Below are 15,442 nucleotides of genomic sequence, written 5' to 3'. Positions count from 1 at the left end.
AATGATGTATCGAGCTGGCGTAGGTGTATTTGAACGCCCCGATGTATCTGCCGTGTTTCCATACGGTTTGCGTATCAACGTGTCCGAATTGCTCGCAGATACATTGCGCTACAAAAAGGCCGCCTCGGGGCCCGGCATGCGTCGCGCATCAGCCGAACGTGAAGCTGTAGACGCGCGCGCCCGGGTCGAGAAAGCGGATCTCGAAGGTGTGATCCTCGATGCGGCCGGACTGGCGCACGAGCTGATACAGGCGCGCGCTGGCGGCGATGCCGGCGCCGTCCGCCGCGACATCGGCGCCATGCGCCGCGCCCGGGGGCGCGCCGTCGATGCTGATGCGAAAGCGCATGGGCTGGCCGTCGGCGGCGGGCGCGAGCACCAGATGCAGGTCGCGCGCATGGAAGCGATAGGCGATGCTCGCCTCGCGCGAGGCCGCCACGGCGGACTCGGCGCCCACGTTCCACTGGCCGCCGAACGCCCACTGGTTCAGCCCGAGCTGCGCAGGCAACGCGTAGGCCGCGGGCGTGTCGCCCTGCACGCGATCCGCGTTCGCATTGCCCTGCGCTTCGCGATATCCCACGTACGTTTCGCCGGAGCCGATGTCGCGCGGGTCCGCCGCCGCCAGCGCGCCGCTTGCTTGCGGCGCCGGCTGCGCGGCCGTGGCCGTGGACGTGGCGCGGCCGTTGTCGGCCAGCAGTTGCCGGATAGCCTGCTCCGCCTGCGCGTAGTCCCCTTCGCCGAAGTGGTGATAACGGACGCGGCCCTGCGCATCGACGAGATAGAACGCCGGCCAGTACTGATTGCCGAAGGCATTCCAGATGCGGTAGTCGCTATCCACGGCAACGGGATAGCGAATGTTCAGGTTGGCCAACGCCCGCTTGACGTTGCCCGCGTCATGCTCGAAGCCGAACTCCGGCGTATGGACGCCGATCACGACGAGACCGTCGTTGCGGTAGCGCTCGGCCCACGTCTTGAGGTACGGCAGCGTTCGCAGGCAGTTGATGCACGAGTAGGTCCAGAAGTTGACCAGCACGACCTTGCCGCGCAGCGCTTCGGGCGTGAGCGGCGCGGAATTGAGCCACGTGAGCGCGCCGTCGAGCGGCGGCAAGCGGCCTTCCACCGGCATATCGGCGGCAGCCGCAGGGGACGGCAACGACACGCGCACGATGCGGGCCGCTGGCACTTCCTGTTGCGCCGGACGCGCCTGGGCTTCCCGCTCCTCATGACGCGCGGGTTGCGCGCGCGGCGTTTGCCGTGCCGCAGCGGGACTCGCAAGCAGATCAACGAGGCGCGCTTCCACGCCATTGGTCGGCGCGCCCGGCACGAGCGCGAGCAAACGCGTATCCAGACCCAGCGCGATCGCGCCGACCGTGAGGAGCACGAGCGCGCCCATTGCGCGCCGCACGTGCTCGCCCACGCCGAGCGAGCGCTTGAGCGCCGCCATCGCGCGATGACCCAGACCCGCGACGACCGCGAGCGAACTGGCGGCGCCCACGGCATAGGCCGCGAGCGCGGCCCAGGTCTGCCAGGTCACGCCGTGCCGCGCCGCACCGGTGATGATGAGACCGAGGATGGGCCCGGCGCACGGGGCCCAGAGCAGGCCCGTCGCTGCGCCGAGCAGCACCGCGGAGCCGATGCGGCGCGACGCGCCACCGTCCTGCGAGCGCGCCATGAAGCGGTCCGCGAGCGCCGTGAGCGGGCCGGAAAGGCGCGCGGCGAGCGCGGGAAAAAGCAGCGCCGCGCCGAACAGCGCGAAGAGCGCGAGCGCGATCCAGCGGCCGTATTCGCTCAACTGCGCCGCGCCGTTCAGCCCCGCTGCGCCGAGACCCGTGAGCAGCGCGAACGTGAGCGCGAGGCCGAGCAGCATGGGCAGGCGGCCGGTCAGGAAGGGCTCGCCCGAACGCGCGAACACGAACGGCACAACGGGCAGGATGCAGGGGCTCAGGACGGTGAACGCACCGCCTGCGAATGCGATGACGAGGAGTAACATGAGTTCGGTCTCCAGACTAATTTGGGCGTACACGCCATGAGCCGTATTTCAGCGCGAGCATGTATCCGGGGAATGTCTGGAATGCGGGGGGCGTGCATCGTCGTGTATCGCGAAGGGGGTTTGATACAGGGGGATACAACAAGGAGGGTTGCGGGGAGCGTGAGCAACGCGGCCAGTTCCGATGGCCTTGATTCAAACAGTGCTGATCGTGACAGCGAAACGTCTGGGGTTAGCACGCTCGCGCCGACGTCGCTCGTGATGCGCAGGTGTTCGACTATCAGCCTGATATGCTTTCCCTATGGACACCTACATTGATACCCGAAATGTTTCGGACCTCCCAAGCTTTCACGATGCCGAGTTGTGCAGCGTTGAACACGATCCAGAAGCGCGCTCACTCACTCTGCGCTTCCGCCGGGTTGGCGGTGAAAATGAGGTATTGAAATTTTCGGGCGTTATCGCGCAACGCCTGATTGATTTCGCCGCTCAAAATGTGGCGTCGAGATTGCTGATATCGCCGGGATACATGTTTACATCGGCTGAGGCGCGAACATGGATCCAGTGGATCAACAGTCGCGATGATTCGAAGGCTACCGCAATCAGCGAAGAAAGCAGCGATGCGTATGCCGCAGACTTCAATGCCGGGCGCCTGACACTTTTCTTGCTTGAACCATCGTGCGGCGCGGAAATGGCGGTGCTATGCGAGTCTGTGTCGCTTAAACAGTAGCCCGCGCGAAGGCGATTCTCGCGCCCCACCCGGGATTTGTATCTCCAGGTATCGCGCCCCGTCAGCGACACACTACGTTTCAACAGTGCCTGCGTCGCGACACGAGCCAGATACGTGGGAGCGTTCCAATACGCTCGTCGTCCACACAAGGAGAACCCTCATGATCTCTCGTCTCAAGATTGCCGCCATTGCCATCGGCCTCGCCGCCACCGCGGGGCTCGCCGCGTATGCCTCCAGCGAAGAGCCGGGCGGCGGCTCGGCCGCGCTGCAAACCGGCGCGCAGGCGCCCAACTTCACGGGCATCAACAACTGGCTCAACAGCGCGCCGCTCGACCTCAAGCAGTTGCACGGCAAGGTCGTGCTCGTCGACTTCTGGACCTTCGACTGCATCAACTGCGCGCACACGATCCCGCACATCAAGGAGCTTGACGCACGCTATCGCGACAAGGGTCTCGTGGTAGTCGGCGTGCACACGCCCGAGTATTCGTTCGAACGCGACACCGGCAACCTGAAGAAGGCGATCAAACAGTACGGCATTACATACCCCGTCGCGCAGGACAACGGTTACGCGACGTGGAATGCTTACGGCAATCAGTACTGGCCGGCGGTGTATCTCATCGACCAGAACGGCAAGCTCGTTTATACGCACTTCGGCGAAGGGGATTACGCGCAGACCGAACAAAAGATTCGCGACCTGCTGGGCATTCAGGGCAAGCAAGGATGATCGCCCCGCGCCGCCGCCTCCGGCTTGCGGGGCGGCGGCCAGCGTACCATGCGATATTCCGCGCAAGCGCAATAAGGGAGGAGAGCGATGTCGGACTGCTGGAAAGGCCGCTGCCTCTGCGGCGCGGTGCAATACCACGCTCGCGGGGCCGCGCTGGCGCAGCTCATTTGTCACTGCCGCGATTGCCAGCGCGCTTCGGGATCGGCCGGCTTGCCGGTCGTTGTCGTGAGCGCCGCCGGATTTTCGTTCGAAGGCGAAATCCGGTCTTACACGATCACGGGCGGCAGCGGCATGCCGACCACGCGAAATTCCTGTGCGCGTTGCGGCAGTCTGCTCTTTGGCACGCCGCAGCATGCCCCGGATATCGTGACGCTCTACGCGGGCACGCTCGATGAACCTTCACGGTTCCGGGCGCAATTCGTTCAGTTCACCTGTGAGCGGCATCGGTTGGATGCCCGCGAACCCGGCGTCGAGCAATATTCGGGACGAGCGCCCTGACGCACTCAAAGATGCCGCGTTTGCGCGGGCGCGTTGCCCCAGTCGTTCGCGAGCCCATTGGCATAGGAAATCGGGGCATTCAAGGCTTCGTTCAAATCGAAGTCGTCGATGCACATGACATTCACGTTGACATACGGGTAGCCCGTTGAATTCGGCATATCGACACGATCGAACACATGCACGCCGCAGCGCCCGCAAAACGGATGATGGGCAACCGGGTTTTTTCCTTCGTAATGCGTAAGTTCGGTTTCGCCCGCCAGTAAAACGAATGCTTCCGGGCGAACCGGGACGAGCCACAGCCGCAGTTTTCCGCAGAAGCTGCAATTGCATTTACCCGTGCCCTTGCTGAAATCGATCAGGGCTTCGAATTTCACCGACTGGCAATGGCAACTTCCACGGTATGTCCGTTGCATGGGGCTCTCCCGGTCCGTTTGGCGACAATTGCGCAATTATGTCACCGGTCGTCAGGCGAGAGCCCTCGCGTTCCATCAAGGCGCGAATCGCGTAAACACGTAATCGCGGTCCTTCACCTTCGAAGCGTGGCACGCGAAACAGGTCTGATGCTGCGCCAGGTCGGCCGGCACGCCATTGATGAAACGCCCGTACCCCCAGCCGCCCGTCGACGCATAGCGGCGCGAGTCCTTCACCATGACCTGCACGGTCGTGGGCTGGCCCGGCACGGTGGCCGGCGCGAAATCATCGGACTGCTTACGTTTGTACGCAAGCTTCACGAGGATCGTGCCGTCGGGATACGGCAGCGTCGAATTCTCGATGGCCTTGATCGCAACCGCATTGCCGAGCACCACGCGCAGTTCGTCGAGCGGCGCGGCCTCCTCGGCGGGCGCGATCATTTCCCACTTGCGGTAGCCGGGCGGAATCGTCACGCCGTAGATCGGCGAAGCGGCCTGCCCCGGCGCTTGCGGCTGCGCGCCCTGCTGGGCCCATGCGGCCGACCCCTGCGCGAGAATTGCGAGCAGCGCACCCGCGAGGAGCGCGCGACGCCTGAAAAAACGTGCTTGCATCGCCGTCTCCCTCAAAGGTGCGTCACTTGCAGGATGGCCTGCGCGAACTCCTTGGGCGCTTCCTGCGGGAGATTGTGGCCAATGCCGCCGTCGATGTCGCGGTGCAGGTATTTGCCCGTGAACTTCTTCGCGTAAGCGGCCGGCGCGGGATGCGGCGCGCCGTTGGCGTCGCCTTCGAGCGTGATGGTCGGCACGGTGATGGGCGGCGCGGCGGCGAGGCGCTGTTCGAGGCTGTCGTACTTCGCCTCGCCCTGCGCGAGCCCGAGGCGCCAGCGGTAGTTGGAGATCACGATGGCCACGTGGTCCGGATTCTGGAACGACGCCGCGCTGCGCTCGTAGGTCGCATCGTCGAAATTCCACTTCGGCGAAGCGAGTTGCCAGATCAGCTTGTTGAACGCGTCGCGATTCGCGGCATAACCCTGCGCGCCGCGCTCGGTCGCGAAGTAGAACTGATACCACCACTGCAGTTCGGCTTGCGGCGGCAGCGGCTTGCGGTTCGCCTCCTGGCTGCCGATCAGATAGCCGCTCACGGACACCATTCCCTTCACGCGCTCCGGCCATAGCGCCGCGACGATGTTCGCCGTGCGCGCGCCCCAGTCGTAGCCGCCCAGAATGGCCTGATCGATCTTCAGGGCGTCCATGAACGCGACGAGATCGACGGCGGTGACGGCCTGCTGGCCGTTGCGCGGCGTGTCGTCCGAAAGAATGCGCGTGCTGCCGTAGCCGCGCAGATGCGGCACGATCACGCGATAGCCCTGCGCGGCCAGCATCGGCGCGACCTCGACATAGCTGTGGATGTCGTACGGCCAGCCGTGCAGCAGGATCACCACCGGGCCGTTCTTCGGCCCCGCTTCGGCATAGCCGACATTGAGCAGGCCCGCGTTGATCTGCTTGATCGGGCCGAACGATACGCCGTTACCCGTGCGCGCGTTGCCTTGCGCGCCGCCATCCGACTGTGCGTGCGCAAGGCCGCCGAATGCGAAGTCCGCGAGCGTGAGGCCGGCGAGCGACGTGCCGAGCAGGCGACGGCGCCGGACGTTGACGGGATCTGACATGACCACTTCTCCTTGATGTGTATGCATGCAGGCCGCGCCCGAACGGCTTGGCCTCGTTGATGAGCCAGCGGCAGCAGATCCTCGAATCGCTCGAATCGCTCGAATCGGTCGATCGCGCTCGCGGCGGCAGGCAAAACGCCTCGGTGAATTTATATCCGAGCGGGAAAAGCGCCATGTATCCCAATGTGTCTGATTCGGGCGTGTACACAAAACGAATCAAAAAACGCGGGGCGGCAGGACCGATCGCGGCGCGTTTGTATCGCAATGTATAAGCGCATGGCGCAGACACACGCCCTTGCAAAACACGGCGTTCATGAAACACGGCAGATACGTCCGGCGGTTGTAATGCATCAACGCCGGAACTTGCTGATGCCCGGACGGATTGCCAACCCCATCCCAGGAGATTAGTCATGAACGTATCGAAGCTCGCCCTCGCTTTTGCCGCCAGCGCCGCCGTCCTCGCAGCCGCTCCGGCGTTCGCAGCCATGCCCGTGCAGGCGGGCGCGGCGCAACCGGCGCAGCAGTCAGGCCAGGCGTGGACGCCCGCCAGCAACGCCGCGAACGTCAAGGTCACGCGTGCGCAGGTTCGCCAGGAACTGGTTCAGGCGCAGCACGACGGCCAGCTCGCGGCCATCCAGCAGTTGTATCGCGGCAGTTAAGTCGTCGCCTTTGCCACACAAACTTCAGGAGATAAACACCATGACGCAGGCAGAAAAAGTGCTGTACACCGGCAAGACCCACACCACCGGCGGCCGCGACGGCGCGGCGCGCAGCGGGGACGGACGTCTGGACGTGAAGCTGTCGCCGCCCGGTTCGAGCGGGCCGGGCACGAACCCGGAGCAGATGTTCGCGGCGGGCTGGTCGGCGTGCTTCATCGGCGCGATGGGCCGCGCCGCCGCGAAGCTGGGCGCGACGCTGCCGCGCGACGTGGCGGTGGACGCCGAGATCGACCTCGTCAACGCCGACGACGCCTTCAAACTGCGCGGCCGCCTGAACGTCACGCTGCCGGGCGTCGATCGCGAGATGGCGCAGCGCATCGTCGAAACGGCGCATCAGATCTGCCCGTATTCGAAGGCGACGCGCGGCAACATCGACGTCACGCTCGCCGTCGCCGGGGCGTGATCGCGTAGCGGGCGAACGCAAAAAAGCGGGGCGGCTTGCGCGCGCCCCGCTTCCTTACCGCGTGTTGCCGTACACGTGGTTCTTTAGCCGTGCGGCGCGTCCACGAGATTGGCCGGCGAGCCGTTGCGCCAGGCTTGCACGTTACGCAGCGTCGTCTGCGCAATCTCGCTCATGGCCTCGCGCGTGAAGAACGCCTGGTGCGACGTGACGATCACGTTCGGAAACATCAGGAGACGCGCGAGTACGTCGTCCTGCAGCGGCGCATCGGAATGATCCTCGAAAAAGATGCCGCCCTCCTCCTCGTACACGTCGAGACCGAGGTGTCCGAGCTGGCCGCTCTTGAGCGCATCCACGAGCGCGCTGCTTTCCACGAGGCCGCCGCGCCCGGTGTTGATGAGCATGGCGCCGCGCTTCATCTTCGCGAGCGCGCGGCCGTCGATCAAATGGCGCGTGGCGGGAACGAGCGGGCAATGCAGGCTCACCACGTCCGACTGCGCGAGCAGCGTGTCGAGCGGCACATAATGCGCGCCGAGCGCGAGCAGGTCGGCGGCGGGCGTGCCCGGGTCGTGCGCGAGCACCTGCATGCCGAAGCCCGCCATGATGCGCGCAAAACACCTGCCGATGATGCCCGTGCCGACCACGCCGACCGTCTTCCCATGCAGATCGAAACCGAGCAGCCCCGCCAGCGAAAAGTCGCCTTCGCGCGTGCGCGAGACGGCGCGCGGCAATTTGCGGTTCAGCGCGAGGATCAGCCCGACGGCATGCTCGGCCACCGCGTGCGGCGAGTACGCAGGCACTCTCGCGACGGGCATGCCAAGACGCTGCGCCGCCGCTAGATCGACATGATTGAAACCGGCCGAGCGCAGCGCCACGAACCGCGTGCCGCCCTTGTGAAGGCGCTCGAGCGTCGCGGCATCGACCGTATCGTTCACGAACGGGCAAACCACGTCGTATCCATCGGCGATCACGGCGGTTTCGGCGTCGAGATGCGATTCCTGGTAGTGCAATTCGTACTGGAAAGCGCTGTTCGCCTCGCCGAACGTATCGACGTCGTATGGGCGCGCGCTGAACAGGATCATGCGCGGGCGGGCGGAAGTGGGCGGCTGGGTTCCCGGCATGTTGACCTCGTGCGAGCTTCGGGCGGTATGCGCATGGATGATGCGTCTTGAACTCGAACGCGAATGCGTTCGCGCGTGCCAGCACATGGTAACAGCAGGAAGCCAGCGGGCCGGGCATGGATGCGGCAAAGCCGCGAAGCTCGCCGGTGCGTGGCGCGCTTCGCGGCCGGTTCGCGGCGTCGGGCCGCGCGCATTACGAATGGGCGTAGATCGGGCCGAGGCCAACGACATCCTGATCGGCGGCGTTCGCACCCGAGGCGCCCGATAAGTCCGATACACCCGATACGCCGCGAACATGCGTGCGGCTGCCCGCTGCGGACGCGCCCTGAACCACGCCGCCGAACGCCGAAGCCGCAGCGCCATTCCCCGCGTTCACGCGCGAGAGCGCGGCTTGCAGGTTCGCGGGGTATTGCGTGTTGTCGCTGGCGGGGTTGTAGCCGGCCTTCTGGAGTTGCACGAGTTCGGCCTTCACTTCGGCGCGGCTAACCGGCTGGCTCGACTGTGCGAACGAGAGCGCCGGAACGGCGACAAGGGCGGCAAGCGCGGCGGCGGCGAACGATTGTGCGAGTTTCATGGTGTTTCTCCTGACGTTGGGTGAGTGGTTGCGCACTGTTGTGTATCAACCTTGCGTAGGAGACATTTGAACGCCGCGATGTATCTGGCTTGTTTGCGCGCGCGGGCGTTTTTGCAAGCGCGCTTGTCGGGCGCGTGGCCAGACACAGTGCGATACAGGAAGGGGCGCCGCGCGAACTGGCACAACTGGCACACCCGAATCGCCACATCAATAAGGGACGAATCAAAAAACGTTGCTGCACTGCACACTTAACCTCTTCAAAGCCTTGCATTCTGCCCCCGTCATCTTTATACTAGGGTTATCCCTTAGGCACTAACCCTAGCAAAGAGGAAATCATGGGTGCAATCGTCGAAAAGCTGACTCAAGTTCTGGCTGCACTGCGTCGTCTCGGCGCCGAAGCGCTGAACCGTCACCTCGAATACTGCGAACTGCTCGCGGAAGCTCAGCGCCGCTGGTACTAATCCGCGCCTGACCGCAGCAAGCGTCCCTGCCCGCACGAGCGGGGGCGAGCCGTAACGCACGGCCGCATCGAGCGGTCGGGTTTCAGGCGGCGCCCAACCAGGGCCCGCATCGCCACATCTGTGGTTTCTTTTTTCGTGCGTGCCGTCGTAAAGCGACCAGTGGCCGGCGGCTTCGTGTGAGCCTCTTGCGCGTCCCGCCATTCGGTTGCGGCAGCAACGACTTGCCCGTTACCGAATAAGCGCAGCACCGTCCGTGAGGCGCACGCCCTCGGGCCGGTTCGCGCTTTGGGCGGAAAGCGCCTAATCTTGAGGTATCGGCTCCTGCCCCATCTGTGAACCGGAACGCGCGCCCCCCGCGCGCCAGGCTCCGGACTCCCGATGCGCGATCATCGCCCCTCGCATGCCGCGGCGCACCGCGCGCCGCCCGCTCATCCTCACCATCCGCTCACGGCGCGGCTTGCGCGTGCCGCCGTGTTCGTCGCGTTGCTGCTCGCATGGGCCGCGCTGGCGGCGGCAAGCCCGCCTGTCGTCGTCATGACGGTAAACGGTGCGATCGGACCCGCCAGCGCCGATTTCATCGTCCGCTCGCTGCAACACGCCGAGCGCGAGCGCGCACCGCTCGCGATCCTCGAACTGGATACGCCCGGCGGACTCGACACCTCGATGCGCCAGATCATCAAGGCGATCCTCGCCTCGCCGGTGCCGGTCGCGGCTTTCGTCGCGCCGGGCGGCGCGCGCGCCGCGAGCGCGGGCACCTATATCGTCTACGCGAGCCATTTCGCCGCCATGGCGCCGGGGACGAACCTCGGCGCGGCTTCGCCGGTGCAGCTCGGCGTGGGCGGCATGGGCGGGGCGCCCGGCAGCCCGGCTCAAGCGCCGCAGGCAGCCTCCGGCGCGTCGCCGCCGCACGCCGACGACAACGCATCGACCGAAGCCCGCAAGGTCATGCACGACTCCGCTGCCTACATACGCGGCCTCGCGCAACTGCGCGGACGCAACGCCGCGTGGGGCGAGCGCGCGGTGCGCGAGGCCGTGAGCCTCTCGGACGAAGAAGCACGCGACCAGCACGTGATCGACCTGATCGCCCGGGACCCCGCCGATCTCGCGCGCCAGCTCGATGGCCGCACCGTCACGACCACGGCAGGCACGCTACGCGTAGCCACGGCGCACGCGCCGCTCGAAGTCGTCGCGCCCGACTGGCGCAACCGCTTTCTCTCGATCATCGCCGACCCGAACGTCGCGCTGATTCTGCTGACCATCGGCGTGTACGGCCTCTTCTTCGAGTTCGCGAATCCCGGCTTCGTGCTGCCCGGCGTGGCGGGCGCGACCTGCTTGCTCGTGGGCCTCTTCGCCATGCAGTTGCTGCCCGTGAACTACGCGGGTCTCGGGCTCGTCCTGCTCGGGCTCGCGTGCCTCGTCGCGGAGGCCTTTTTGCCGACGTTCGGCGTGGTGGGCTTCGGCGGCATCGTGGCGTTCGCCATCGGCGCGCTCATGCTGATGGACACCAGCGCGCCCGGCTACGGCATTCCCATCCCGCTCATTGCGGGCCTTGCGCTCGGCGGCGCGGCGTTCGTCGCCATGGTATCGAGCGTCGCCCTGCGCGCGCGGCGGCGGCCCGTGGTGACGGGCGCCGAGGCGATGGTGGGCGCCATCGGCGAGGTGATCGACGAGGGCCTGCATCCCGATCCGCGGCCCGGGCGCGCGACGTCCGCCACGGGCTGGGCTCGCGTGCACGGCGAGCGCTGGCACGTGGCATGCGCGACGCCCCTCGCCGCCGGCAGCCGCGTACGCGTCAGTTCGCGCAGCGGCCTCACGCTCACCGTCACCCCGCTGCACGGCGCGGTGGAGGACAAGGCACACGGCCAGGGAGAACGTTCATGATCGGCTTCACGTTCGGCTTCACAGGTCTTCTGATCGCGCTGGTGGTGCTGCTCGCCTTGTCGTCCATCCGCATCTTCAAGGAGTACGAACGGGGCGTCGTGTTCATGCTCGGGCGCTTCTGGAAGGTCAAGGGGCCGGGGCTCGTGCTGATTGTTCCCGTGGTGCAGATGGCCGTGCGCATCGACCTGCGCACCGTGGTGTTCGACGTGCCGTCGCAAGACGTCATCACGCGCGACAACGTTTCGGTGAAGGTGAACGCCGTGGTCTATTTTCGCGTCGTGGACCCGGAAAAGGCCGTGATTCAGGTTGCGCGCTACGTCGAGGCGACGAGCCAGCTCGCGCAAACCACGCTGCGCGCCGTGCTCGGCAAGCACGAACTCGACGCCCTGCTCGCCGAGCGCGAGCAACTGAACGCCGACATCCAGAAAGTGCTGGATGCGCAAACGGATGCGTGGGGCATCAAGGTGTCGAACGTCGAAATCAAGCACGTGGATCTGAACGAAACGATGATCCGCGCGATTGCCCGCCAGGCCGAGGCCGAACGCGAGCGCCGCGCGAAAGTGATTCACGCGGAAGGCGAACTTCAGGCGTCCGAAAAATTGCTGCAGGCCGCGCAATGTCTCGCACAGCAGCCACAGGCCATGCAACTGCGCTATCTGCAAACGCTCACCACCATCGCCGCCGACAAGAACTCCACCATCGTCTTCCCGCTGCCCATCGAACTGCTCAACGCGCTGATAGATCGCGCAGGGCCGCCGCGCGAACTGTGAGCGATCCGTCCCGTTTTGGGGGCCAAGCGTTTTCTCCAGTTCAACTGAATATTGCAGCGCAGCGAAACCGGCGCACTGCCCGTCTGCGCGCGTTCATGCACGCAACTTTTGAGCTTGGCATTGGCAGAGCGCGGAAATATCGCCAATAATTGCCGAACATCCACTAACGGACGACGGCGGCCATGGATTACAGTCCCGAAGCCATCCGCACGATCGCTCTGGTCGGCCATGCCGGCTGCGGCAAGACCTCGCTTGCGGAAGCGCTCCTGCACCAGGGCGGCGCGCTGCACGCGCCAGGCAGCGTGAATCGCGGCACCGCCCTCTGCGATTTCGATCCGCTCGAACGCAAGTATCACCACTCCCTCAATTCCGCCATCGCCCACTTCGATCATCAGGACACGCGCATCTATCTGCTCGACACGCCCGGCTATCCCGACTTCGCCGGCATGTCGATGAGCGCGCTGCCCGCGGTCGAAACGGCGGCCATCGTCATCAACGCGCGCACCGGCATCGAAATGACGACGACCCGCATGATGACGTACGCGCAGCAGCGCAAGCTATGCCGCATGATCGTCGTGAACGGCATCGACGCGGAAAAGGTCGATTTGCCCGCACTGCTCGCGCAGATACAGGAGACTTTTGGCAAGACCTGCTTGCCGATCAATCTGCCCGCGCACGGCGGCCGCGACGTGGTGGACTGCTTTTTCAACCCTGCGGGCGAGGCCGATTTTCATTCGGTGGAAGCGGCGCACAATGCGCTCGTCGATCAGGTGATCGAACTCGATCCCGAGTTGATGGAGCTATACCTCGAACAAGGCGAAGCCATCAGCCCCGAACAACTGCACGAGCCGTTCGAGCGCGCCTTGCGCGAAGGGCATCTCGTGCCCGTGTGTTTCACCTCCACGGCAACGGGCGCGGGCATCGCGCAACTGCTCGACGTATTCGTGAAGCTCCTGCCCAACGTCACCGAAGGCAATCCGCCGCTCTTTTACCGCGAGGTGGACGGCAAGGAAGGCAAGGAACCCGTGCACGCCGAGCCAAACGCCGGCAAGCACGTGCTCGCGCATGTGTTCAAGATCGTGATGGACCCGTATATCGGCAAGGTGGCCGTGTTTCGCATTCATCAGGGCACCGTTACGCGCGATAGCCAGCTTTATATCGGCAACGCGCGGCAGCCGTTCAAGGTGGCGCACCTGCTGATGCTGCAGGGCAAGGAGCATACGGAAGTGCAGCGCGCGGGGCCCGGCAATATCTGCGCGGTCGCGAAGGCCGATGACATCGGCTTCGACGCCGTGCTGCACGACGCGCCCGAAGACGGCAACATTCACCTCACGGCGCCTGCGTTTCCGAATCCGATTTACGGTCTCGCTATCGAGCCGGCGCGGCGCGGCAATGAGCAACGCGTGTGGGAAGTGCTGCAAAAACTCGCGGCGGAAGACCCTTGCCTGCAGATCGATCACCCCGAGGGCACCAACGAAACCGTGGTGCGCGGACTGGGCGAACTGCATCTGCGCTACATGCTGGAGCGCTTGACCGACCAGTACAAACTCGACGTCGTGACGCGGCCGCCCACGATTGCGTGGCGCGAGACGATAAGCGGCAAGGCCGAGGGCCATTGCCGCCACAAGAAGCAGACGGGCGGCGCGGGCCAGTTCGGCGAAGTGATGCTGCGTGTCGAGCCCTTGCCGCGCGGCGCGGGCTTCGAGTTCGTCGATGCCGTGAAAGGCGGCGCGATTCCTTCGCAATTCATGCCGGCGGTGGAAAAAGGCATCCTGCAGGTGATCGACCGCGGGCCGCTCGCGGGCTTTCCGATGCAGGACGTGCGCGTGATCGTGTACGACGGCAAGCATCATCCCGTCGATTCGAAGGAAGTGGCATTCGTTACCGCGGGGCGCAAGGCGTTTATCGATGCGGTTTTGAAAGCGCAGCCCATCGTGCTCGAACCCATTGTCGATATCGAGGTGATGACGCCCGAGGCCGCGATGGGCGACATCATCGGCGATCTTTCCGCGCGGCGCGGGCAGGTGCACGGCACGCGCACGATGGGCGGCCAGGCCATGGTCATTGCGGGGAAGGTGCCGCTTGCGGAGCTTAACGATTACCAGTCGCGGCTGAATTCGCTCGCGGGCGGCCACGGGAACTACAGCATTCAGCTAAGCCACTATGATCCCGTGCCGCCGGCGCATCAGGAGCGGTTGGCGGCGCAGCACAAGGGCCGCGGGGAGAGCGCGGAGTGAGCGCCCGGTTTCGGGCCGCCCTTACTCCGGCGCTTCGACCGTGCTAACCGCCGACGAAAACACATACCCCTCGCTGCGCAGCGTCTTGATGTAACGCGGCTCGCGCGCCTCGTCGCGCAGACGCTGGCGCAGCCGGCTCACGAGCAGATCGATCGAACGGTCGAACGCATCGGCCTGACGGCCCTGCGTGAGGCTCAGCAACTGGTCGCGCGTGAGCACGCGCTGCGGATGGTCGAGAAACACGCGCAGCAGCCGGTATTCCGCGCCGCTCAGCGCGACGATCGTGCCTTCGGCGTCGAGCAGATGGCGCGCCGTGGTATCGAGCCGCCAGTCCCCGAATGCGAGCAGTTGCGCCGACTCGCTCACCTCCATGCCCGGCGGCAGCATGCGTGTGCGGCGCAGCACCGAGCGGATGCGCGCGAACAATTCGCGCACGGCGAAAGGCTTGGGCAGATAGTCGTCGGCGCCCATTTCCAGACCCACGATGCGGTCCGTCTCCTCGTTGCGCGCGGTGAGCATCACCACGGGCACGGCGCGGAACTTGCCCGCGCGCAGTTCGCGGCACAGCACGAGGCCGTCGTCGCCGGGCATCATGAGGTCGAGCACGATCAGGTCGGGCGCGCCGCTTTCCAGCACCGCGCGCATCTCGCGCCCGTTTGCGGCCAGCGACACGCGCATGCCGTTCTTTTCGAGGTAGGCCCCGACCAGTTCGCGTATGCCGCGATCGTCGTCGACGATCAGGACGTGATCGATCTTTTCCGTCATGGATTGTTTTTCTCCTTGCGCGCGAGGCGTGAGCGGGTTTCCGCGATGCACGAACAGTACACCGGATGCGCGATCTCCGCAGCCACGCCGCTCGCCGCGAAGAACAGGATGGCGAGCAGGCGTTTCATGCGTCCTCCATGACGGAAAGGCTCGCGCCGTCGGCAACCGACGCTTCGAGCGCGTAGATGTCCACGCCCTCCAGGCAGCCGAGATTGACGCGCCAGCGCGTCGGGTCCCTGCGCGTCTGGTGAAACGGATAGATGCCGCAGTGCTTGCAGAAGTAATGCTTCGCCACGCGCGTGTTGAACTGGTACAGCGTGAGCGCGTCTTCGCCCGCGAGAATCTTGAGTTCGCTGCCCTCGAACATCGGGCTCATCAGCGCGCCCTTGCGGCGGCACAGGCTGCAGTTGCAGCGCCCGGCTGGCTCGATCGCCGTGCGGACTTCGAACTGTACCGCACCGCAATGACAGGAACCCTTCCAGTTCGTCGTGCTCATCGTGTTCT

The 15,442-nt window shown here is 65.4% G+C and carries 19 protein-coding genes; 10 read left to right on the top strand and 9 right to left on the bottom strand.

Translation table 11 applies throughout. The features are described from left to right. Positions 1–148: 148 nt before the first annotated feature. Positions 149–1,987, bottom strand: coding sequence for a cytochrome c biogenesis protein DipZ (locus U5768_RS01270; protein ID WP_322028566.1), 1,839 nt, complete (start codon positions 1,985–1,987; stop codon positions 149–151). A 298-nt stretch (positions 1,988–2,285) separates the two neighbouring features. Between U5768_RS01270 and U5768_RS01265 the strand changes: the two genes are divergently transcribed. The 3 genes from U5768_RS01265 (at position 2,286) to U5768_RS01255 (ending at position 3,933) form a co-directional block, all read left to right on the top strand. Beyond that, positions 2,286–2,711 carry a hypothetical protein gene (locus U5768_RS01265; RefSeq protein ID WP_322028565.1) on the top strand — a complete coding sequence of 142 codons (426 nt, stop codon included), beginning with the start codon at positions 2,286–2,288 and terminating at the stop codon, positions 2,709–2,711. A 160-nt stretch (positions 2,712–2,871) separates the two neighbouring features. Further along, positions 2,872–3,435 (top strand): thioredoxin family protein, encoded by a 564-nt coding sequence (locus U5768_RS01260; protein WP_322028564.1) that lies wholly within the window; start codon positions 2,872–2,874, stop codon positions 3,433–3,435. Between the two features lie 87 nt (positions 3,436–3,522). Further along, positions 3,523–3,933 (top strand): GFA family protein, encoded by a 411-nt coding sequence (locus U5768_RS01255; protein WP_322028563.1) that lies wholly within the window; start codon positions 3,523–3,525, stop codon positions 3,931–3,933. A gap of 5 nt (positions 3,934–3,938) precedes the next feature. Here the strand turns inward: U5768_RS01255 and U5768_RS01250 are convergent, their stop codons facing one another. The 3 genes from U5768_RS01250 to U5768_RS01240 form a co-directional block, all read right to left on the bottom strand. Further along, positions 3,939–4,346: a GFA family protein gene (locus U5768_RS01250; protein ID WP_322028562.1), complete on the bottom strand. Its 408-nt coding sequence runs from the start codon at positions 4,344–4,346 to the stop codon at positions 3,939–3,941. Positions 4,347–4,421: 75 nt separating this feature from the next. Then, entirely contained in the window at positions 4,422–4,955 is a 534-nt protein-coding gene (locus U5768_RS01245) for a cytochrome P460 family protein (RefSeq protein WP_322028561.1), read from the bottom strand. A gap of 11 nt (positions 4,956–4,966) precedes the next feature. Beyond that, positions 4,967–6,010: an alpha/beta hydrolase gene (locus U5768_RS01240; protein ID WP_322028560.1), complete on the bottom strand. Its 1,044-nt coding sequence runs from the start codon at positions 6,008–6,010 to the stop codon at positions 4,967–4,969. A 59-nt stretch (positions 6,011–6,069) separates the two neighbouring features. On the opposite strand from U5768_RS01240, the gene U5768_RS01235 reads away from it, so the two are divergent. The 3 genes from U5768_RS01235 (at position 6,070) to U5768_RS01225 (ending at position 7,132) form a co-directional block, all read left to right on the top strand. Then, entirely contained in the window at positions 6,070–6,282 is a 213-nt protein-coding gene (locus U5768_RS01235; RefSeq protein ID WP_322028559.1) for a hypothetical protein, read from the top strand. Positions 6,283–6,420: 138 nt separating this feature from the next. Beyond that, positions 6,421–6,669: a DUF4148 domain-containing protein gene (locus tag U5768_RS01230; protein WP_322028558.1), complete on the top strand. Its 249-nt coding sequence runs from the start codon at positions 6,421–6,423 to the stop codon at positions 6,667–6,669. Positions 6,670–6,709: 40 nt separating this feature from the next. Then, positions 6,710–7,132: an organic hydroperoxide resistance protein gene (locus U5768_RS01225; RefSeq protein WP_322028557.1), complete on the top strand. Its 423-nt coding sequence runs from the start codon at positions 6,710–6,712 to the stop codon at positions 7,130–7,132. 83 nt (positions 7,133–7,215) lie between these two features. Here the strand turns inward: U5768_RS01225 and U5768_RS01220 are convergent, their stop codons facing one another. After that, a complete protein-coding gene (locus U5768_RS01220; protein ID WP_322028556.1) occupies positions 7,216–8,250 on the bottom strand; it encodes a 2-hydroxyacid dehydrogenase in 1,035 nt (344 codons plus the stop codon). Between the two features lie 193 nt (positions 8,251–8,443). Continuing rightward, a complete protein-coding gene (locus U5768_RS01215) occupies positions 8,444–8,824 on the bottom strand; it encodes a DUF4148 domain-containing protein (protein WP_322028555.1) in 381 nt (126 codons plus the stop codon). A gap of 335 nt (positions 8,825–9,159) precedes the next feature. Between U5768_RS01215 and U5768_RS01210 the strand changes: the two genes are divergently transcribed. The 4 genes from U5768_RS01210 (at position 9,160) to fusA (ending at position 14,173) form a co-directional block, all read left to right on the top strand. Continuing rightward, a complete protein-coding gene (locus tag U5768_RS01210) occupies positions 9,160–9,285 on the top strand; it encodes a hypothetical protein (protein WP_256094506.1) in 126 nt (41 codons plus the stop codon). A 378-nt stretch (positions 9,286–9,663) separates the two neighbouring features. Next, positions 9,664–11,166, top strand: coding sequence for a nodulation protein NfeD (locus tag U5768_RS01205; RefSeq protein ID WP_322028554.1), 1,503 nt, complete (start codon positions 9,664–9,666; stop codon positions 11,164–11,166). Next, entirely contained in the window at positions 11,163–11,936 is a 774-nt protein-coding gene (locus U5768_RS01200) for a slipin family protein (RefSeq protein WP_322028553.1), read from the top strand. The genes U5768_RS01205 and U5768_RS01200 overlap by 4 nt, the downstream gene beginning before the upstream one ends. A gap of 182 nt (positions 11,937–12,118) precedes the next feature. Further along, a complete protein-coding gene (gene fusA, locus U5768_RS01195; RefSeq protein ID WP_322028552.1) occupies positions 12,119–14,173 on the top strand; it encodes an elongation factor G in 2,055 nt (684 codons plus the stop codon). A gap of 21 nt (positions 14,174–14,194) precedes the next feature. Here fusA and U5768_RS01190 read toward each other — a convergent pair whose 3' ends face one another. The 3 genes from U5768_RS01190 to U5768_RS01180 are packed head-to-tail and all read right to left on the bottom strand — an operon-like array spanning position 14,195 to position 15,434. Continuing rightward, complete coding sequence (locus tag U5768_RS01190) at positions 14,195–14,938, bottom strand: response regulator (protein ID WP_322028551.1); 744 nt, start codon at positions 14,936–14,938, stop codon at positions 14,195–14,197. After that, on the bottom strand, positions 14,935–15,066 hold the full coding sequence (locus tag U5768_RS01185; protein ID WP_322028550.1) for a hypothetical protein: 132 nt from the start codon (positions 15,064–15,066) through the stop codon (positions 14,935–14,937). Before U5768_RS01185 ends, U5768_RS01190 begins: the two co-directional genes overlap by 4 nt. Beyond that, on the bottom strand, positions 15,063–15,434 hold the full coding sequence (locus U5768_RS01180) for a GFA family protein (RefSeq protein ID WP_322028549.1): 372 nt from the start codon (positions 15,432–15,434) through the stop codon (positions 15,063–15,065). The genes U5768_RS01185 and U5768_RS01180 overlap by 4 nt, the downstream gene beginning before the upstream one ends. Between the last annotated feature and the right edge of the window lie 8 nt (positions 15,435–15,442).

The organism is Paraburkholderia sp. J76 (assembly GCF_905220295.1).
Lineage (GTDB): Bacteria > Pseudomonadota > Gammaproteobacteria > Burkholderiales > Burkholderiaceae > Paraburkholderia.
The sequence above is the reverse complement of the archived record's forward strand: the minus strand, read 5'-3'. Positions and strand labels throughout refer to the sequence as shown.